This is a genomic window from Hymenobacter latericoloratus, assembly GCF_014199535.1.
Lineage (GTDB): Bacteria > Bacteroidota > Bacteroidia > Cytophagales > Hymenobacteraceae > Hymenobacter > Hymenobacter latericoloratus.
This window is the reverse complement of sequence record NZ_JACHNV010000004.1, coordinates 194092-212713: the sequence shown is the minus strand read 5'-3', so window position 1 is coordinate 212713 and position 18622 is coordinate 194092. Positions and strand designations below refer to the sequence as shown.

Genomic DNA, 18622 nt, shown 5'->3' with positions numbered 1-18622 from the left:
TGAGAGATGAAAGAAACACGGTTGGCTGTCAGCAGATTACCGCCAGCTTACTTATCAACTTACTCGTCATGCCGAATTCATGGAAACACGAAGGCTTCTTCCGGCCTGACAAGCAAAACGCTCCAATCCCCCGGCTAGGCCGGCGACTCGGAGCGCAGGGGCTTCAATTTGAAATCGTCGAAGAGCACTTTGCCCTCAATCATACCCGTAATCTGGCTAACTACCTTAAAGAACACGTCGAGCTGAGGCTGCGGGATTTTTTCGCGTACCTTCTGGTTGAAATGGCGCACCGTCTGGCGGGAAATTTCCTTTTTCTGCAGCCCTTCCTCAGTCAGGAAAATGCGCACCGACCGTTTGTCCTGGGTATCAGCCTGTTTATAGATCAGGCCTTTCTCTTCCATGGACCGCAAAATTCGGGTGAGGGAGCGGGTTTCCAGGCCCAGCAAAGGCGCTATCTTGGTGGCGGGCGTTCCGTTTTCCTGGTCGATGTTCAGCAGCACGAAGCCAATGCTCGTGGTGATGTCGTGCTTGGCCGCCTGCGTATTGTACATGCGCGAAATGGCGTGCCAGGCAACTTTAATGTTATAATCGACGGTTTCTTCGGGTGTCATGGGTAGGAACTGCAAGTCCGGTAAACATACAGAAATATGTTATGCTTGCATACTAAGTTCCCTAAAAAAAGTTTGGCTTTTCCGCCGCAGCGGCACCCTCCCGACTACCCCTTTACCGGCACAAAACAGCCCCGGCTACTTCCGCGGGAAGCAACCAGGGCTGTTCGTACTGCAACGTCGCGGCGGGGTTAGTGCTTCTCGGCGTGCTGATAGAGGCTCTCAATGAGCTCCTGGTTGTTTTGGGTGATGATTTTGCGCTTAACCTTGAGCGTAGGCGTCATTTCCCCGCTTTCTACGGTCCAGAGCTGGGGCAGGAGTCGGATCTTTTTGACCTGTTCCCACTGCGCAAAGCCGCTGTTGTACTTGTGCACGAGGTCCTCATACATCTTCACTACCTTCTCGTTTTTCACCAACTCCTCATTGGAGCAATTGCAATCCACGTTATTGCGCTTGCACCAGCCTTTCAGGTCATCGAAGGAAGGAATAACCAGGGCCGAGGGAAACTTCTGGCCGTCGCCGACGACCATGCACTGCTCCACCAGTGGCGACTCCTTCAGCTTGCTTTCAATTACCTGCGGGGCAATGTACTTACCGCCCGAGGTTTTGAACATTTCCTTTTTGCGGTCCGTGATTTTCAGGAACCTACCCTCCACTATCTCGCCAATGTCGCCGGTGTGGAACCAGCCTTCCTCATCGAACTCTTTGGCCGTTAGCTCGGGCTTGTTGTAGTAGCCCTTCATTACCGACTCCGAGCGGGTCAGGATTTCGCCATCGGGGGCAATTTTCACCTCCGTGTTGTCGATAACCGGGCCCACGGTGCCAATCATGTTGTTTTCCCGCTCGTAGCCGCCTACGGCAATTACCGGCGAGGTTTCGGTGAGGCCGTAGCCCTCCATAACCGGAATACCCGCCGACCAGAACACGCGGGCCAGCCGGGGCTGCAGGGCCCCACCCCCACTCACGATGCAACGCAGGCTACCGCCCAACGCTTCGCGCCACTTGCTGAAGATGAGCTTGTTGGCCAGGGCCAGCTGGGTGTTGTAGAAGAAGCCGTGGTCTTTCTGGTTGTCGTACTTCAGGCCCAGGTTCAGAGCCCAGAAGAACAGCTGTTTCTTCACGCCTTCCAGCTCGTGGCCTTTCGCCACAATCTTGTCGTACACCTTCTCCAGCAGGCGCGGCACAGTGGTAAAAATCTGGGGGTGCACCTCGCGCAGGTTGTCGGCAATGGTTTCCATGCTCTCGGCGTAGTAAATGCTCACGCCGTTGATGAGGTAGATGTGCGTCACCATGCGCTCGAAGATGTGGCAGAGCGGCAGGAAACTCAGGGCTTTATCATCCTTCGTGACGGGCACGAAGCGCTGGGCGTTGCGGCAGTTACTCAGGATGTTGTTGTGGGTTAGCATCACGCCCTTGGGCTGGCCGGTGGTGCCGGAGGTGTAAATCAGGGTCAGCAGGTCGTCGGGCTGCACGGCGGCTTTCAGGGGCTCCAGGTCGGCGGGGTTGCCCTGCTTGCCCAGCTCCAGCAGCTCCGAGAAGTGACGGGCACCCTCGACTTTGTCGAAAGTGAAGATGTTCTCAGCGGGAATATTAAGGTCCTGAGTGGCTTCGCGGACTTTATCGAGCAGTTTTTTGTCGGACACGAAGATGGCCTTCACGCCGGCATCAGTGAAGATGTACTTGTAGTCTTCTACCGTGATGCTGGGGTACATGGGCACGCTGGTAGCGCCGAGCTGGGCAATCCCGAAATCGGCAAACATCCACTCCGGCCGATTCATGGAAATCAACGCTACCTTATCATTCTTCCCGACGCCTAGCGCCCGCAGGCCCAGGCTTACCTGGTTGACTTGCTCCACCACGGAATCAGTGCTGATGGGCGTGTACTGGCCGTTTACTTTGGCGGCGAAACAATCGGGTTTGTTGTACTTCTGCTGGAGCTGGGGCAGAATATCGAAGGTGCGACGAATGTCCATAGGGTGAGCGGGCACGATGGTGGGAATAGCAAACAGAGAGAGGTTCTGGGGCTTACTGCACACTTCCCGAAGGAAGCTGAGCAGAAAACGCTGCTTAAATAACGTTTTTTTCGCGGGAAAGCTTTCATCCGGTGCAGAAAGCTGGTAGGGCCGTGGCCGGGTTTTGCGTAGCTTTGTCGGAGTCCGCCTCCTTCGCGCACGATGAATCTGGCCATCTTTTTTGATCCGCTTACCGAAGAACTGGTCGGACCTGCTACGGTCCCGACCACGCTGGCAGCCTACGTCTCGCCGTTTATGGACTCTTTTCCGGACTGGCGGACGGCCGATCTGGCCTTAATTGGCCTGGACGAGTGGCGGGGCAGCGCGGCCGGGGCGCCGGCGGCCCACGGGGCCAACAACGTCCGGCGCCGGTTTTATCAGTTGCAGAAGGGAACCGGGGTAGTGCGGCTGGTTGATTTGGGTAACCTGCGGCCGGGCCTGACGCTGGAAGACACCTACCAACGGCTGCGCGAAATTATTGCGGCCCTGCTGGAGCAGCATACGGTACCCATTCTGCTGGGCGGCTCCCATGACCTGGACTACGGGCAGTTTTTGGCCTACGAAACCCTGGACCGGGCCGTGAGCTTTGCCACCGTGGATGCGCGCGTGGACATGGCCGAAACCGATGGCTCCTGCCCCGAGGACAGCCACCTGCGGCGCATGCTGCTGCACGAGCCCACCTTCCTGTTCAACTTCGCCCAACTGGCCCACCAGCAATACCTAGTAGCGCCCGACGTGCTGGCGGCGCTGGAAAAGCTGCACTTTGAAACCCTGCGCCTGGGAGCTATTCATGCTGATGTGCGCCAGGCCGAACCCCTGCTGCGCCAGGCCGATTTTGTGAGCGTGGATGTGGCGGCCCTGCGCTGGAACGATGCCCCCGCCTACTGGCCCGCTAATCCTTTCGGCCTCACCAACGAGGAAGCCGCCCAGCTGGCCTGGTACGCCGGTCATAACGACACGCTGACTTCCTTCGGCCTCTACGGCTACCGCCCCGACCATGACCCGCACGGCCTAGCCGCCGCTACCCTGGCCACTATGCTGTGGTACTTTGTGGAAGGCTACTACCACCGGCGCCAGGAAACCGATTTTCAGAGCCGCCGTTTTATGCGCTACGCCGTGGGGCTGCCGGGCACCCCCGCCAAGCTGGTGTTCTACAAAAGCAAGCGCACCGAGAAATGGTGGCTGGAAGTGGAGAGCTTGGCCGATAGTGAGGTTAAGCGCATTGTGCCTTGCAGCTACCAGGACTACCTGCGCGCGGCCCAGGGCGACCTACCTAACCGCTGGATTCTGACCCAGGCCCTGCTGGGGTAGTCTTTTCGGGCTGGCTCCACCGGCTCCATTGAAAATAGCAATGCCGCCCATGAGTTCCGATCCTGACCTTACTACCCTCCCCCTCTACACCAAAGCCCAACTGGCCCTGCGCAACGGCCAGGACCGCGACGAAATCTGGGTAGCTTACCGAGGGCTGGTTTACGACGTGACCCGCTCCCGCCTCTGGAAGCGCGGCAACCACTACGAGCACTGGGCCGGCCAGGACCTTACCCGCGAGCTGGACCAGGACGCCCCCCATACCCCCAACGTTTTCGACAAATTTTCCGTCATCGGCCGGTTGTTGTAGCGGGCAGTACGAATATGAGTACCGGAGGTAACCTGTGCTTCTGACCTGCTACCCTACCCCCCTGCGCCTTCCATCACCTCACGGCCTATCTTTTCTGTATGAGCACCACCGAAAGCTCCTCTCTATTCAATAACCTCGAAACGCTTTCTACCCACGAGCTGCTAACCAGCATCAATAGCGTGGACCAAACAGTGCCAATGGCCGTGGCCCAGGCCCTACCCCAAATCGAAGCGTTGGTAGAGGCCACCGTGGCCCGCCTTGGCGCGGGCGGGCGCCTGTTCTACATTGGAGCGGGCACCAGCGGCCGGCTTGGTATTCTGGATGCCTCCGAGTGTCCGCCTACTTTTGGCGTACCGCATGGGGTAGTCATCGGGCTGATTGCCGGCGGCGACACGGCCATCCGCAAAGCCGTAGAAAACGCCGAGGACGATGCCCAGCAGGCTTGGCTTGACCTGCAGGCGCACCACATTACGGAGCAGGATATAGTGGTTGGTATTGCCGCTTCGGGCCGCACGCCCTACGTAATCGGCGGCTTGCAGCAGGCCCGCCAACGCGGGGTAGCCACGGGCTGTATCGTGTGCAACGCCGGCTCGGAGGTAGCGGCCGTAGCCGAGTTTCCGGTGGAGGTAGTTACGGGGCCGGAGTTTGTAACGGGCAGCACCCGCTTAAAGGCTGGCACCGCCCAGAAGCTGGTGCTCAACATGCTCACCACCGCCACGTTTATTCGGCTCGGGCGGGTGAAAGGCAACAAAATGGTGGATATGCAGCTTTCTAACGCCAAGCTGGTAGACCGCGGCGAGCGGATGCTGATGGATGAGCTTCACATTTCGCAGGCCGAAGCAGCGGACCTGTTGCGCCAGCACGGCTCCGTGCGGGCGGCACTGGCGGCTCGCGCATCCTAGGCGGTCTGGTTTGATAGCTGAAACTGCTACGCGCTACCTCACTTGGGGGCTGGTTACTTTGCAAGCAGGCTTGTGCTGCCTACTACTGGCATACGGCGGCAGGCTGCTGGGCCTGCTTGGCGGGGCTTGGTAGCCGCCCGCCGGCAGTAGTGGGCAACCGCAGTTAGGGCAGACTTGGGCGGTTTGCCCGGGCTATTGCTGATTGACTTGCTTACCCGGGTGTCTCTGTCCGGAGCCCGCTACCCTGCCCCGAACGGTTTACGCGGCAAACCCGTTAAACCCAGCAGCCGCCCCGGCCGGTAGTGCCCGGGGGCGAGCCGCTCGTTTTGCTACCTTCTGCCTGATTCGCGCCGTGCATACCATCGAACCCCATTACGCCTGGCTGGAACAATACTCCGCCTCCGAAGATCCTCGCTCCCCGCTTTTCGAAGCCGAAAACAGCCTCGACACCTATACAAACACCGTGTACGGCTACTACATCCACCCGCAATGGGACAGCCTGGACTCGGAAACGCTCTACCTGAAAATCCTGTTCGTGGACTACGACCTGGGAATCGGTATTATCGAGTTTATCGGGGAGTGGAACGACGCCATCGAGAACGACATCATGCAACTCAAGCGTAATATCATTGACCTGATGACGCATGAGGGCATCCGCAAATTCATCCTGATTGGTGAGAATGTATTCAACTTCCACGGCTCCGACGACTCGTACTATGAGGAGTGGTTTGAGGATGTGGAGGATGGCTGGATTGCCGGCGTCAACTTCCAGGAGCATGTTATCCGGGAAATGCGCCAGTACAACATTGACAACTACGTCAATTTCGGCGGACAGCTCGACGAGTTGCCCTGGCGCACCTACCCCCCCCGCAAGCTGTTCGAAACAGTAGATGGTCTTTTGCAGCGCCGCCTGGGGTAGTGGGAACTGCTAGCGAGTACTCACAGAATCCAGAGGCATTTCCATGGTTTCGGCTTTGATATCGGCTGAGTCCCGAACAGCATCTACCCGGGCCTCTAGCGCGTCTTCCTGCCGGGTGTCGCAACCGCTGCTTCCTAGCGCAGCCCCTATCAGGATCAGAAACAATATCTTCCGCATGGCTGAAAAGTTAACTCAGATAAAGTAAGGCTCTGCCTAAAACCGGGCATTGTACCGGGCCAATGAGAAGCCTTGGGGCTTCATCCCACAACAAAAAAGGGCTGCCCGGTACGAGCAGCCCTTTTTTGTTAACTGGCTTGGCCGATTACTTAGCGTCGGTCGAGTCAGCGGCGTTTTCCATTTTGTCAGCGGCGGCTTCGCCGGCATCTTCTACCGAGTCAGCGGCGGCTTCGTTGCCAGCGTTTTCCAGAGCGTCGGCCTGGTTTTCGCTAGCGTCTTCTACTTTCTCAGCCTGAGCTTCCTGAGCGTTTTCGGTTTTGCTGTCGCAAGAAGCGAAAGTGAACGAAGCAGCAGCCAGAGCAAGGAACAGAACCTTTTTCATACAAGGGGTTAATAAGGGAGTGTGTGAAAATCGATTGGGGGTTAAACCAGCGGCTTTTCCGGGGAAGTACCACTGATTTTGGCGCTTTATACCTCAACCAGAAGAAGGTAACCCAGGCAGCAAAAAAATTTCTGTTTTTTCTGCGGACCTACCTGAATGCAAAAGCCGGCTGCCCCCGTGAGGGCAGCCGGCTTTTGCGCATTAGCACTACCGCTTACTTCTTGCGGAATACAATACCGATGGGCACGCCGGTAAAGTCAAAATTCTCGCGCAGACGGTTTTCGAGGTAGCGGGCGTAGCTTTCCTTCACGTATTGGGGCAGGTTGCAGAAGAAGGCAAACACCGGGTTGTGCGTGGGTAGCTGGGTAGCGTACTTGATGCGTACCATTTTGCCCTTCTGGATGGGCGGCGGGTACTTCTCAATTTCCTTAAGCATCACCTCGTTCAGCTCCGAAGTCGGAATTTTGCGGCGCTTGTTCTCGTACACGTCAATGGCCGTTTCAATGGCCTTGTGAATGCGCTGCTTGGTGAGTACCGAGGTGAAGATGATGGGCGGATAGCTGATGGGCGCAATCTTCTCCCGAATCTTCTCCTCAAACTCCTTGGCCGTGTTGGTTTCCTTGTTTTCGATCAGGTCCCACTTGTTCACCAGTATCACAATGCCCTTGCGGTTCTTGTCGGCCAGCCCGATGATGTTCAGGTCCTGGGCCTCAATGCCGCGGGTAGCATCCAGAATCACAATGCACACATCGGACTCTTCCAGGGCCCGGATGGAGCGTAGCACGGAGTAGAACTCCACGTCTTCGTGCACCTTGGTTTTGCGGCGCAAACCGGCCGTATCTACCAGAATAAACTCTTTGCCGAAGGCGTTGTAGCGGGCCTGAATCGAGTCGCGGGTGGTGCCGGCAATGTCCGTCACGATGCTGCGCTCCGTACCCAGCAGCAGGTTCACGAACGACGACTTGCCCACGTTCGGGCGGCCTACCACGGCAATTTTCGGCACGCCGGCGTCGGGTTCTTCTACCCCTTCTTCCTCGAAGTGGCTTATTACGGCGTCCAGCAAGTCGCCGGTGCCGGAGCCGCTCTGGGAGCTGATCGGGTAAATTTCCCCGTCGCCAACCCCAAGCGCGTAAAACTCGCCGGCCGCGTGGGCGCGGGCGTTGGTATCGGCTTTGTTAGCAACGATGTAGATGGGCTTTTTGCCCTGGTAGCGGCGCAGCACGTTGGCAAACTCCTCATCGAGGGAGTGCAGGCCGGCGTCCACATCCACCATGAACAGCACTACGTCGGCCTCGTCGATGGCCAGCTTCACCTGCTTGTTGATTTCGCCCTCGAAGATGTCTTCGGAGTTGTGCACGTATCCGCCCGTGTCAATCACGGTGAAGTACTTGCCGGTCCAGTCGCCGTAGCCGTAGTGCCGGTCCCGGGTCACGCCGGATTCGTTGTCCATGATGGCCTTGCGCTGGCCCACCAGACGGTTAAACAACGTGGATTTGCCCACGTTTGGGCGCCCCACAATGGCAATAGTGTTTTTCATTGGGTCTGACTCCAGCCGCCGGCCCGACCAGTTTCGGCAGTGCCCGGAGTAGTTAAGTGAAGGTTGGTCGGAGGTTTTGTTAGGGCAAGGGGGTAAGCGGGTGTGAGGGCAGGAAATAGGACTATTTAGAAACTCTTGCCCGCCTACCCGCCTACCCTACTGCTGGTACCCAAAGCGGTTCAGGGCTTTGGGGTCGGTGCGCCAGTTTTCGTTGACTTTGACGTGGATTTCGAGGAAGACTTTCTTCTGGAAAAACTTTTCCATTTCCTCGCGGGCCCAGGTGCCCACTTTTTTCAAGGCCATGCCCTGCTGCCCAATGATGATACCCTTCTGGCTGGCGCGCTCCACGAAAATGGTAGCCCGCATCCGAATGATATCATCTTCTTCCTTGAACTCCTCAATAGCTACCTCACAGCTGTACGGTACCTCTTTTTTGTAGAGCTTAAAGATTTTCTCCCGGATCATTTCGGCGGCGAAGAACCGCTCCGGCTTGTCCGTTAGCTCATCTTTGGGGTAGTAGGGCGGGTGCACCGGCAGGTAGCCCAGAACCAAATCCAGCAGCTCGCCGGTTCCAAATTTCTCCAGAGCCGAAATGGGCAGCACCCGCGCCGCGTTGGGCAGGTGCTGGCGCCAGTACTCTACTTTGGCTTCCACCTCCGCCTGGTCGGCCTGGTCGATTTTGTTGACCAGCAGCAGAATGGGCGTGTCCTGCATCTTGCGCAGGCGCTCCACTACCGGCTCCTCATCGTGCTTCTCGTAGATGTCCGTCACGAACAAAATCACGTCGGCATCTTCCAGCGAAGAGTACACGAACGACATCATGGCGTTGTGCAGCTCGTATTTGGGCTGAATGATGCCGGGCGTATCGGAGTACACCAGCTGAAAATCGTCGCCGTTCAGAATGCCCAGAATGCGGTGGCGCGTGGTCTGGGCCTTGCTGGTAACGATGCTCAGCCGCTCACCCATCAGGGCGTTCATGAGGGTGGACTTGCCCACGTTGGGCTTGCCGATAATGCTCACAAAGCCAGCGCGGTGCGGAGTTGGTTCGGTATTCACTTCAGAATCTGAAATTTGGCCTGCAAAGGTAGAGGTTTATAACGAGGCTTGCACGCTACCCCTACACACTGAGTGCTACCCTCTGTAGCGCACTGAACCGCATGACTTAGGCCGACTGCTGTTTTTGTAGCTTACCAACTTCGCTTCCCACTGCCATAGTTCAATCTCAATTACTTACGACTGGTGTTGTTGCGCGGTGCTTCTCCCTTCTTGCTGCTACCCCACCCTTCGCTGAGCCGCAAGGCAGACCAGGCCCGCAGGGCCAACTCTGGTATACTAGGCACTCAGTAACGAAACATAGACCCTGGCAAGATTGTCTGTACCACAAAGTGAAAGATGACATAAGTCAGGTTTCACTTTGTGATTCGTTGGCGAACTTTGTGGTTCAGCAAAGCAGCTTATTTGCTTTCTATTACGTTTCCTGACGACTCGCTCTGGTAACATCCCACGGCGTTATAGTATTCTATGCCCACCACCTCTTCTTCTGCTAAAGGCCGCATTGGTGTCCTGCTCGTCAACCTTGGCACGCCGGATTCCCCGCAAACCAGTGACGTTCGCCGCTACCTCAACGAATTTCTGACCGATGCCCGCGTGATTGACATGCCGGCAGCTGTGCGCTACCCCCTGTTCCGGGGCTTGGTGGTGCCTCTGCGGGCTCCCAAATCGGCTAAAGTTTATCAGCAGCTCTGGACGGAGCGCGGCTCGCCTCTGCTCTATCACGGCCTGGATTTACAGAAGCTGGTGCAGGAACAGTTGGGCAAAGATTACCTGGTTGCCTTCGGAATGCGCTACCAGAACCCCAGCATTGAGAGTGCCCTGCAGGAGTTGCGCGACGCGGCCGTGGAGCGCATTATTGTGCTGCCACTGTTCCCGCAGTACGCGGCGGCCAGCACCGGCTCGGTGCAGGAAAAGGTGATGGAGCTGGTCAGCAAGTGGTGGATTGTGCCCAGCATCAGCTTTATCAGCACCTTCGTGGACGACCCGGGCTTTATCAACAGCTTTGCCACGCTGGGAAAAGAAGAAATGGCCAAGCACGACTACGACCACGTAGTGTTCAGCTACCACGGCATTCCGGAGCGCCACGTGCTGAAGGGCAGCCACAAGGGCTACTGTAAGCTGGGCAACTGCTGCAACAGCTACAACAAAAATAACCGCTACTGCTACCGGGCCCAGTGCTTTGAAACCTCACGCCAGCTGGGCAAAGCCTTAGGCCTCAGCCCCGATCAGTACACTACTTGCTTTCAGAGCCGCCTGCAAAGCCGCCTGCGCGACCCATGGCTGCAGCCCTATACCGACGAGGTGCTAAAGGAAATGCCGGCTAAAGGCATCAGAAACGTGCTGGCGTTTTCCCCCGCTTTCGTGGCCGACTGCCTGGAAACCACCATTGAGGTAGGCGAAGAATTCAAGGAAATGTTTGAGGAAGCCGGGGGGGACCATTGGCAACTGGTTCCATCCTTGAATTCGCATCCGCAATGGGTTGAAGCGGTGGTTAATATGATCCGGCGTAATTAAACCTTTGAGTTATTCTTCCATAAAAGAGGGCCGTTTCCAATAAGAAACGGCCCTCTTTTATGGAAATACTACCGACTCTACTGCAGGCGGCGGCGCTGATAAAATGTGTGGTCATCGTAGCTGGACTGATTGTAGAAATCAGCCGGCGCGGTTGGGGGCAGCGAAAGGTTCAGGGCCCGAAGCATGGCTTCCTCGTACTGTCGAGTAATCTGAATTTCCACGTAGGGCGGATACTCCAGCACCCGCTCGGTGGTGAGGGAAGGCACGAACACATTGTCGCCGTCCTCGTCCAGGGCCGCTGCTCCAATGGGCAGCAGAATATGCCGTTCGTGCGGGTTAATACGCAGGCTGTCATCCAGTTCCACGTCGAGGTAGCGCACCTTCAGCGCATCGGTATCTACAATCAGTTCGTGCACCTGCCCGAACTGACGGCCATCAGCACCGCGCACTGCCCAGCCGCGCACGTCGGGGTTATCGTCAGCCACTTCAAAGTCAGGAAGGTCGCGCAGGCGGCGCAGGTGCAGGCCCTGGCCGGAGGGAATCGGATCGGTGGTAGGTTCCATAGAAAAGCAAAAACGGGCCGACTTAGCGGGCGGGTGGTTGACTTAGCGCGGTGACAACGGTAGCGGCCCGGACCAGGTAGTCGCGCAGTTGCTGCTGGTCCTGGGGGGTAGCGGTGCGCCCGCTCAGGGCCGTGGCCTGGGTGGTCAGCTGATTCATATCGGTTTCGAGGGCCGGATAGGCTTTCTGCTGCATGGCCTGCATGAGTGCGGCCGCGGCCACGTAGCCCGGTCGGAGGCTACTGCCCGGTTCTTCCAACCGAGCGGTAGCGCTGGTTAGCTCGTCGCGGCGGGTAGCAACTGTGGGTTCGCGCAAGTCGTCCCGATCTGCCAGACTTACCAAAGCTGATGTCAGCAGGCGCAGTCCTTCCCGCCCGTACTGGGGTTGTGCCGGGTCGCCCTGGGCAAAGGCCGTCAGCACTTCTGGCGTTACTGGAATTGGCTCCGAGGCCATATCCCCTACGGCATCAGACGCCGGTACCGGCCCCGTTTCGGCACCGGTGGTGCTGTCTGGTGGGTTTGGCACACCTGCCCCGGCCGGAACGGGCGCCGGTACCGGTGTTTCGGAGTCGGCGCGTAGCAGGAAGTAGGCCGCAACGGCTATTACCGCCAGCACCAGCAAAATAAGCAGCCAAGGGCTGGGAGAAGATTTTTTACGCTGGATATTGATTTCAGCCATCAGATAAGGCGTGAGGTACGGCCCATCCATACGCAGGCCGGCGGCATTCCGATACTTCGGCAGCTCAGATTTGACTCCGCCATGCCTGTTTGCGCCCTGCCATGGCCTTTCGGGCGGCTTTACACGTACGCTAGGTTGTTCATTCACTCCTTTCGTATGCACCGAATCCTCAGCTTTACCGTGCCGCCCTCGTCCACCAACGAATTATGCCAGCAGCTGGCTTCCCTGGAAGAAGTTATTACCCTAACGGTACAGGCCGGTGCCTCGCGCAAGCCGGCCGGCGACGTGCTGACCGTACACGTGCTGAATCGGGGTGTGGATGCCGTACTACGCCAGGCCCGGGCTACGGTCGGCCACGACACCGACCTGAGTGTAACCACCAGCGAGGCAACCAGCTTCATTGCACCGGCGCAGCAGGAAACTGTGGAAAACGATAAGGATGAGGCCTTATGGGAGGAAATGGAAAGTGGCCTCCGCCACCAAGGCCGTATTACGACTAACTACCTGCTGCTTATGGGGCTAGGGGGTATTATCTGTACGGTAGGGCTGGTGGCCGAACCCGTACCGCAGGCAGTGGCCTTCGTGTCTTCGGCCATCATTGCCCCCGGCTTCGACCCCATGGCGAAGGTTCCGCTGGCTCTGGTGCTCAAACGCTGGAGCATTCTTAAGCTCGGGATTATTTCAACGCTGGTGGGCTACGCTTTCCTGGTGCTGTGCGCTGCCCTGACCATGTATGCCCTGATAGCCGCCGGCGAATCGTCGGCGGCAGCGCTGGCAAGCAACCCTGAGGTGCAGCACATCGTGCATCCTAAGCTCACGGAGCTGCTGCCTTCTGCCAGTGCTGCCCTGGCCGGCGTAGTTATGCTGGCCGCTTTTCGGCGGAGCTTCCAGGCCGGGCCGTTGGTGGCGCTGGCTATTATTCCGGCGGCAGCTCTTATTGGGGCGGGCTTAGTTACCGGGCAGCCTACCCTGGCCTATAAAGGGTTAGAGCGGTTCGCTCTGGACTGGGTATTTATCATTGGTGCCGGGGTTATCCTGTTCGGTCTGAAACAGGCGTTGGTGCACAAACGCCAGCCTCTGGCCTAACTGCGCATCTTCAGGGGCTCCGGCCGATACATTTTGGCCAGCTGTTCCACGGCGTAATCTACTTCCTCGGCCGTGTTGTACTTACTCATGGAGAAGCGAATGGTTCCGCGGTCAGGATCGGCGCCCAGGGCACCCAACACGTGAGAGCCAGCGTTGGCTCCGCTAGTGCACGCCGACCCTCCCGATACCGATACCTTATTGATATCCAGGTTGAACAGCAGCATCTCATTGAGAGCCGAGGGCGGCAAACTTACGCTCAGCACCGTGTACAGGCTTTGATCAGGCTCGGCGGAAGTGCCGTTAAATTCTACGCCCTCAATCTCGGCCCGCAGCTTCTGAATAAACCGGTCTTTCAGTTCCTGAATGTGACGCTGATGCGCGGCCATATCGCGGTAGGCAATTTCCAGAGCCTTGGCCAGCCCAATGATACCGTATACATTCTCGGTGCCGGCCCGCTGGTTGCGCTCCTGCGAGCCACCGTGAATCAGGGCGTCAACCAGTATTCCCGAGCGCCGGTACAGAAAGCCTACCCCCTTCGGACCGTGAAACTTGTGGGCCGAACCAACCAGGAAGTGTGCTTTTAGCTGCTGCACATCGTGGCGGTAGTGGCCCATGGTCTGCACCGTGTCGGTATGAAAAACGGCGTTGTGCGAGGCACAGATGTCCCCGATGGTCGCAATGTCGTTGAGGTTGCCAATTTCATTGTTGGCGTGCATCAGGCTTACGAAGGAGCGTGGGTGCGTAGTCAGCAGCTCATCCAGATGCTCCAGATCAAACCGGCCCTGCGCATCGTGGCGCAGGTAGCTAAGCTGAATGTCGCCGGCTTTTTCGAGGGCCTGCATCGTATGCAGCACCGCATGGTGCTCGAGCGGCGAAGTTATAGCGTGCTTCAGTCCCAGCGTCCGGATGCTGCCAAAGGCCGCGTAGTTGTCGGCCTCTGTACCACAGGAAGTAAATACCACTTCAGCCGGCGCGGCATTAATTAAGTGCGCAATGGTTTTGCGGGCGTTTTCGATGGCGGCGCGCACCTGCCGGCCGTGGCCGTGAATACTGCTGGGGTTACCAAAATGGTCCCGCATGAAGGGCAGCATGGCATCCAGCACTTCGGGGTCCAGCGGTGTGGTGGCGGCGTTATCGAAATACACATTCATGAGCAAAACCGAAGCGTAATCGTGAGAAACTAGGAGAGAAGGCAGAGCAAAAATACGGATTTCCGGCGGGGTGGCCGGAATTCTGTACGTTGGACCCGGCGTCAGCTGCCCGACACCAACTGAAAAGCACCCCGCATAAGCCGCTGCAGGACTTAGGCCGGGGTGCTTTTCACACAATCAGAGCCAAGGCTATTTGCTGATGATTTCCTTGATGTCGCCGATGATTTTATTGGCTAAGTGGTCAGCCGTGGCGTTGGATTCTGATTCAGCATAAATGCGGATGATGGGCTCCGTATTGGATTTGCGCAGGTGCACCCACTCCTTATCAAACTCAATCTTTACCCCATCGATGCTATTGATGGGGTGCTTGGCGTAACGCTCCTGCATCCGGACCAATACTTCATCCGTGTTAATTTCCGGGGTCAGCTCGATCTTATTCTTCGAGATAAAATAATTCGGGTACGAAGCCCGCAGCCGGGTCATAGTCATCCCCGACTTTGCCAAATGGCTCAGGAACAGGGCAATTCCCACCAATGAGTCGCGGCCGTAGTGCAGTTCGGGGTAAATAATACCCCCGTTGCCTTCGCCGCCAATCACGGCGTTGGTTTCTTTCATCTTGTTTACTACGTTCACCTCGCCCACAGCGGCGGCGGCGTAGCTGCCGCCCTGCTTCTCAGTTACGTCGCGCAGGGCACGGGTGCTGCTTAGGTTGCTGACGGTATTGCCCCCGCCATTCCGCTGCAGCACGTAATCGGCCACGGCCACTAGGGTATATTCCTCCCCGAACATCGTGCCGTCTTCGTTCACCAGAGCCAACCGATCCACGTCGGGGTCCACCACAATACCCAGGTCAAAAGAGCCTTTTTCCAGCACCCGGGCAATATCACGCAGGTTTTCGGGTAGGGGCTCTGGGTTGTGAGCAAAATCACCGGTCGGCTCGCAGAACAGCTTTTCAATAACCTCCACACCCAACTGCTCCAGCAGCATAGGCACCGCAAAACCGCCCGTAGAGTTTACGGCATCTACCACCACCCGGAAGTTTTTGGCCCTGATGGCTTCCTTATCAACCAGGGGTAGGGCAAGAATAGTGTTAATGTGCTCCTGTAGAAAGGTATCGTCGGTGGTGTATTTGCCCAGCTTGGTAACAGGAGCAAAGTCGAATGCCTCAGCGTCGCCGAGTGCCAGCACCTGTTTACCATCCTCATCCGAGATAAACTCACCACTAGCGTTCAGCAGCTTCAGGGCATTCCACTGCTTGGGGTTGTGCGAGGCCGTAAGAATGATGCCACCACCTGCCTGCTTGGCGGGCACGGCCATTTCTACCGTGGGCGTAGTACTTAATCCCAGATCTATTACGTTAATGCCCAGTCCCTGCAGCGTCGCGGACACCAGCCGGCTTACCATATCCCCCGACAGCCGGGCATCGCGCCCGATTACGATGGTGTTGTTTTGCGTTTTTTGCAGCACCCACGTGCCAAAAGCGGCGGCGTATTTAACCACATCAATGGGGGTCAGGCCGCTACCGGCTGCTCCCCCAATGGTTCCTCGTATGCCCGAAATGGATTTAATCAGTGCCACTGTGCTGTCTGTATGATGAAGTACTTGGTAAGCGTAGTATGAGAAGGCAAAAGTAGGCAACTACCCCTGCTTTCCCTACGCGGAATTCCCCGGCGCGGGTAATCAGCCCCGAACAAAGCCCCCGCCACTCGCTTCATCGGGGCCGGTGTTGTATATTTGGTTTAATGGAAAATACCTCTTCTGCCCGCCGCGCGGCCCAACTGGAGGCTTTCGGCCGTCTGCTCGATGTACTGGACCGCCTGCGGGCCGAGTGCCCATGGGACAAAAAACAGACGCTCGAGAGTCTGCGTCACCTAACCATCGAAGAAACCTACGAGCTCAGCGACGCCATCATTCGCGGCGACTTGCCCGACTTAAAGAAGGAATTGGGTGATGTAATGCTTCACCTTACTTTTTACGCCAAAATTGCCAGTGAACAAGGCGCATTCGACATTGCCGACGTGCTCAACGCGCAGTGTGAGAAGCTTATATTCCGGCACCCTCACATTTACGGCAACACTACTGCCGATACCGAAGAGGACGTAAAGCGCAACTGGGAGCAACTAAAATTGCAGGAAAAAGGGAACTCCTCGGTCCTGGGTGGCGTACCAAGCTCGTTACCTGCCTTGGTAAAAGCCATGCGCATCCAGGAAAAAGCCAGAGGCGCTGGCTTTGACTGGGAGCGGCCGGAGCAGGTGTGGGAGAAAGTACAGGAAGAGCTACAGGAGTTTCAGGCCGAATTTGTAACTCCCTACCCCTCGGAGGATAACCAAGCGTCAGCGGTCGCCGAATTTGGCGACTTACTTTTCTCTCTTATCAATTTTGCCCGTCACGCCGGAATCAACCCTGAAGAGGCCCTGGAGCGCACCAATCGTAAGTTTATTCAGCGTTTTCAGTATTTGGAGTCGGCAGCAGCTGAGGATGGTCACCAGCTCCGCGACCTTACGCTGGCTCAGATGGATACATACTGGGAACAGGCGAAAAAGCTACCCCCCGTAGCGCCTCCAACCCCGGGTCTGAAATAGCCTTTTGGAAAGAAGCGTATTGCTTTATCGTCGTTAAACCCATTTTTCATTTGGCGGCACACAGGTTTTTAATTAGGTTTGCCAAGGCTAGATCTATTTTCGAACCGGGCCCCGCGCACGAGCAGACCCACGCTATCCAGGCTTTTTGAAGCTATGCGTGCGGGTGAGCGGGGTTTCTCCGTCTATAGCCTAGCCACTTGTTTTCCATTTTTTTAATCGTACTTCAACCTTTCACCAACAACCCCCTAATTCTCCGGAACAATGGAACAAAAGAATGCCATGAACAAGCCCGCGGCTCGGCCCGCCGCTGCTGCGCCGAAAGGCGAAGCCAAGGGCGGTGGTTCTTCGATGTTTGCCATTCTCGCCATCGTATTGGCGTTTATTGTAAGCGTAGTAGTCTACAAATTTGTATTAGGTGATGGCAGCCACTTCCAAGGCGGCAACAACGAAAACAACCCCCTCCCCGGCGACTACTTCGGTGTAGTGTACAAAGGTGGTCCGGTAGTACCCGTGCTGATTACCATGTTCCTGTGCGTAATCATCTTCTCGATTGAGCGCGCCCTGACCATCAGCCGTGCAAAAGGCAGCAAGAGCATTGAGTCCTTCGTGCGCACCATCCGTCAGAAACTGAACGTGAACGACATTACGGGCGCTATTGCCGCCTGCGACCAGCAGAAAGGCTCGGTTGCCAACGTGGTAAAAGCTGGCCTGGGCAAATACCAGGAAATGGCTCGTGAGCGTGGCATGGAGAAAGATCAGAAGATCCTGGCCATCCAGAAAGAGATTGAAGAATCGACCGCTCTGGAACTGCCTATGCTGGAGAAAAACCTCGTTATCATCTCGACCCTGGCTTCTATCGCTACCCTGGTAGGTCTGATCGGTACGGTACTGGGTATGATCAAGGCCTTCTCGGCTCTGGCCCAAGGTGGCGCTCCTGACGCAGTAGGTCTGGCTAACGGTATCTCGGAAGCACTGATCAACACGGCTCTGGGTATCAGCACCTCGGCTCTGGCTATCGTAGCCTACAACTTCTTCACCAGCAAAATTGACGAGCTGACCTACAGCATCGACGAAGCTGGCTTCAGCATCATTCAGACCTTTGCCGCTCAGCACGGCGAAACCGAGCACCACACTGCTTAATTTTAGTGCCGCAACGCACTAAAGCACAGGTTACTTCGTTTCTGAATTACGCTAACTAACTACACCAGCAATGCCCAAAGTAAAGCCTCATAGAACGTCACCGTCGTTGGATATGACCCCGATGGTGGACTTGGCCTTCCTGCTGGTGACTTTCTTCATGCTCACCACCAAGTTTGCCCCGGAAGAGGCTGTGGTGGTTGATACGCCCTCTTCTACTTCTGAAATTCGCTTGCCGGAGTCGCACGTAATTACCATTGCGGTTGACAAAGAGAAGCGGGTGTTCTTCGGAGTGGATGATGACGCTATCAAGTCGGATTTGCTGACCCAGGTAGGAGCTAAGTACGGAGTGAGCTTCACTCCCGCTCAGATCCAAGCCTTTAGAGGCGTCGCTTCGAGCTTTGGTACTCCCATCGAAAAACTGCCCGCGCTCCTGAGCCTGGACAGTGAACAGCGGAAGAACGTGAAACAGGAGGGTATTCCTGCTGACTCCGTTAACAACCAGTTCATCGAGTGGGTACAGACTGCTCAGGCCCTGAGTCGCAAATCGCCCTACGGTAAGCCTGCCTATGTGGCTATCAAGGGTGACGGCAGCGCCGATGTGCCGACTGTGATGAAAGTCATTAGACTGATGCAGGATAAGAACATCAACCGGTTCAACCTGATTACTGACCTGGAAACCAAACCCACGGCCAGTAACTAAC

18 protein-coding genes are annotated in these 18622 nt (G+C 56.8%); 9 read left to right on the top strand and 9 right to left on the bottom strand.

The features are described 5' to 3' along the window. Positions 1–134: 134 nt before the first annotated feature. On the bottom strand, positions 135–611 hold the full coding sequence (locus GGU46_RS15390; RefSeq protein ID WP_139924712.1) for a MarR family winged helix-turn-helix transcriptional regulator: 477 nt from the start codon (positions 609–611) through the stop codon (positions 135–137). Between the two features lie 188 nt (positions 612–799). Beyond that, positions 800–2581 (bottom strand): AMP-dependent synthetase/ligase, encoded by a 1782-nt coding sequence (locus GGU46_RS15385; protein ID WP_183404453.1) that lies wholly within the window; start codon positions 2579–2581, stop codon positions 800–802. 201 nt (positions 2582–2782) lie between these two features. On the opposite strand from GGU46_RS15385, the gene GGU46_RS15380 reads away from it, so the two are divergent. The 4 genes from GGU46_RS15380 to GGU46_RS15365 all read left to right on the top strand — a co-directional run bounded on the left by GGU46_RS15380 (position 2783) and on the right by GGU46_RS15365 (position 6059). Continuing rightward, entirely contained in the window at positions 2783–3931 is a 1149-nt protein-coding gene (locus GGU46_RS15380; protein WP_183404452.1) for a formimidoylglutamase, read from the top strand. A gap of 49 nt (positions 3932–3980) precedes the next feature. Beyond that, complete coding sequence (locus tag GGU46_RS15375; protein ID WP_183404451.1) at positions 3981–4238, top strand: cytochrome b5 domain-containing protein; 258 nt, start codon at positions 3981–3983, stop codon at positions 4236–4238. 98 nt (positions 4239–4336) lie between these two features. Beyond that, on the top strand, positions 4337–5140 hold the full coding sequence (gene murQ, locus GGU46_RS15370; protein ID WP_183404450.1) for an N-acetylmuramic acid 6-phosphate etherase: 804 nt from the start codon (positions 4337–4339) through the stop codon (positions 5138–5140). 352 nt (positions 5141–5492) lie between these two features. Next, entirely contained in the window at positions 5493–6059 is a 567-nt protein-coding gene (locus tag GGU46_RS15365) for a hypothetical protein (protein WP_183404449.1), read from the top strand. A 322-nt stretch (positions 6060–6381) separates the two neighbouring features. On the opposite strand, the gene GGU46_RS15360 is transcribed toward GGU46_RS15365, so the two are convergent. The 3 genes from GGU46_RS15360 to era form a co-directional block, all read right to left on the bottom strand. Then, positions 6382–6618, bottom strand: coding sequence for a hypothetical protein (locus GGU46_RS15360; protein ID WP_183404448.1), 237 nt, complete (start codon positions 6616–6618; stop codon positions 6382–6384). Positions 6619–6832: 214 nt separating this feature from the next. Continuing rightward, positions 6833–8155, bottom strand: coding sequence for a ribosome biogenesis GTPase Der (gene der, locus GGU46_RS15355; protein WP_183404447.1), 1323 nt, complete (start codon positions 8153–8155; stop codon positions 6833–6835). 156 nt (positions 8156–8311) lie between these two features. Beyond that, on the bottom strand, positions 8312–9211 hold the full coding sequence (era, locus tag GGU46_RS15350) for a GTPase Era (RefSeq protein WP_183404446.1): 900 nt from the start codon (positions 9209–9211) through the stop codon (positions 8312–8314). Positions 9212–9676: 465 nt separating this feature from the next. Here era and hemH point away from each other — a divergent pair, with 465 nt between their 5' ends. Beyond that, positions 9677–10723, top strand: a complete 1047-nt coding sequence (gene hemH / locus GGU46_RS15345) for a ferrochelatase (RefSeq protein ID WP_183404445.1) — start codon at positions 9677–9679, stop codon at positions 10721–10723. Positions 10724–10800: 77 nt separating this feature from the next. Here the strand turns inward: hemH and GGU46_RS15340 are convergent, their stop codons facing one another. Together GGU46_RS15340 and GGU46_RS15335 are read right to left on the bottom strand one after the other, a co-directional pair. Beyond that, positions 10801–11286: a PRC-barrel domain-containing protein gene (locus tag GGU46_RS15340; protein ID WP_183404444.1), complete on the bottom strand. Its 486-nt coding sequence runs from the start codon at positions 11284–11286 to the stop codon at positions 10801–10803. A 22-nt stretch (positions 11287–11308) separates the two neighbouring features. Continuing rightward, the gene (locus GGU46_RS15335) at positions 11309–11962 is read right to left on the bottom strand and encodes a hypothetical protein (RefSeq protein ID WP_183404443.1); all 654 of its coding nucleotides are present in this window, start codon (positions 11960–11962) and stop codon (positions 11309–11311) included. 156 nt (positions 11963–12118) lie between these two features. On the opposite strand from GGU46_RS15335, the gene GGU46_RS15330 reads away from it, so the two are divergent. Beyond that, positions 12119–13048 (top strand): DUF389 domain-containing protein, encoded by a 930-nt coding sequence (locus tag GGU46_RS15330; protein WP_183404442.1) that lies wholly within the window; start codon positions 12119–12121, stop codon positions 13046–13048. Here the strand turns inward: GGU46_RS15330 and GGU46_RS15325 are convergent. Both GGU46_RS15325 and glmM read right to left on the bottom strand, forming a co-directional pair. After that, a complete protein-coding gene (locus GGU46_RS15325; protein WP_183404441.1) occupies positions 13045–14199 on the bottom strand; it encodes a cysteine desulfurase family protein in 1155 nt (384 codons plus the stop codon). The genes GGU46_RS15330 and GGU46_RS15325 overlap by 4 nt on opposite strands. A gap of 189 nt (positions 14200–14388) precedes the next feature. After that, positions 14389–15777: a phosphoglucosamine mutase gene (gene glmM / locus GGU46_RS15320; RefSeq protein WP_183404440.1), complete on the bottom strand. Its 1389-nt coding sequence runs from the start codon at positions 15775–15777 to the stop codon at positions 14389–14391. A gap of 164 nt (positions 15778–15941) precedes the next feature. On the opposite strand from glmM, the gene mazG reads away from it, so the two are divergent. The 3 genes from mazG (at position 15942) to GGU46_RS15305 (ending at position 18621) form a co-directional block, all read left to right on the top strand. Beyond that, a complete protein-coding gene (gene mazG / locus GGU46_RS15315; RefSeq protein WP_183404439.1) occupies positions 15942–16781 on the top strand; it encodes a nucleoside triphosphate pyrophosphohydrolase in 840 nt (279 codons plus the stop codon). 261 nt (positions 16782–17042) lie between these two features. Next, positions 17043–17921 (top strand): MotA/TolQ/ExbB proton channel family protein, encoded by an 879-nt coding sequence (locus GGU46_RS15310; RefSeq protein ID WP_139924728.1) that lies wholly within the window; start codon positions 17043–17045, stop codon positions 17919–17921. Between the two features lie 70 nt (positions 17922–17991). Further along, positions 17992–18621, top strand: a complete 630-nt coding sequence (locus GGU46_RS15305; protein ID WP_139924729.1) for an ExbD/TolR family protein — start codon at positions 17992–17994, stop codon at positions 18619–18621. Position 18622 lies beyond the last annotated feature (1 nt).

Coding starts and splice junctions, on each gene's coding strand:
- GGU46_RS15390 (WP_139924712.1), bottom strand. CDS start 611: ATGACACCCGAAGAAACCGTCGATTATAACATTAAAGTTGCCTGGCAC.
- GGU46_RS15385 (WP_183404453.1), bottom strand. CDS start 2,581: ATGGACATTCGTCGCACCTTCGATATTCTGCCCCAGCTCCAGCAGAAG.
- GGU46_RS15380 (WP_183404452.1), top strand. CDS start 2,783: ATGAATCTGGCCATCTTTTTTGATCCGCTTACCGAAGAACTGGTCGGA.
- GGU46_RS15375 (WP_183404451.1), top strand. CDS start 3,981: ATGAGTTCCGATCCTGACCTTACTACCCTCCCCCTCTACACCAAAGCC.
- murQ (WP_183404450.1), top strand. CDS start 4,337: ATGAGCACCACCGAAAGCTCCTCTCTATTCAATAACCTCGAAACGCTT.
- GGU46_RS15360 (WP_183404448.1), bottom strand. CDS start 6,618: ATGAAAAAGGTTCTGTTCCTTGCTCTGGCTGCTGCTTCGTTCACTTTC.
- der (WP_183404447.1), bottom strand. CDS start 8,155: ATGAAAAACACTATTGCCATTGTGGGGCGCCCAAACGTGGGCAAATCC.
- hemH (WP_183404445.1), top strand. CDS start 9,677: ATGCCCACCACCTCTTCTTCTGCTAAAGGCCGCATTGGTGTCCTGCTC.
- GGU46_RS15340 (WP_183404444.1), bottom strand. CDS start 11,286: ATGGAACCTACCACCGATCCGATTCCCTCCGGCCAGGGCCTGCACCTG.
- GGU46_RS15335 (WP_183404443.1), bottom strand. CDS start 11,962: ATGGCTGAAATCAATATCCAGCGTAAAAAATCTTCTCCCAGCCCTTGG.
- GGU46_RS15330 (WP_183404442.1), top strand. CDS start 12,119: ATGCACCGAATCCTCAGCTTTACCGTGCCGCCCTCGTCCACCAACGAA.
- GGU46_RS15325 (WP_183404441.1), bottom strand. CDS start 14,199: ATGAATGTGTATTTCGATAACGCCGCCACCACACCGCTGGACCCCGAA.
- mazG (WP_183404439.1), top strand. CDS start 15,942: ATGGAAAATACCTCTTCTGCCCGCCGCGCGGCCCAACTGGAGGCTTTC.
- GGU46_RS15310 (WP_139924728.1), top strand. CDS start 17,043: ATGGAACAAAAGAATGCCATGAACAAGCCCGCGGCTCGGCCCGCCGCT.
- GGU46_RS15305 (WP_139924729.1), top strand. CDS start 17,992: ATGCCCAAAGTAAAGCCTCATAGAACGTCACCGTCGTTGGATATGACC.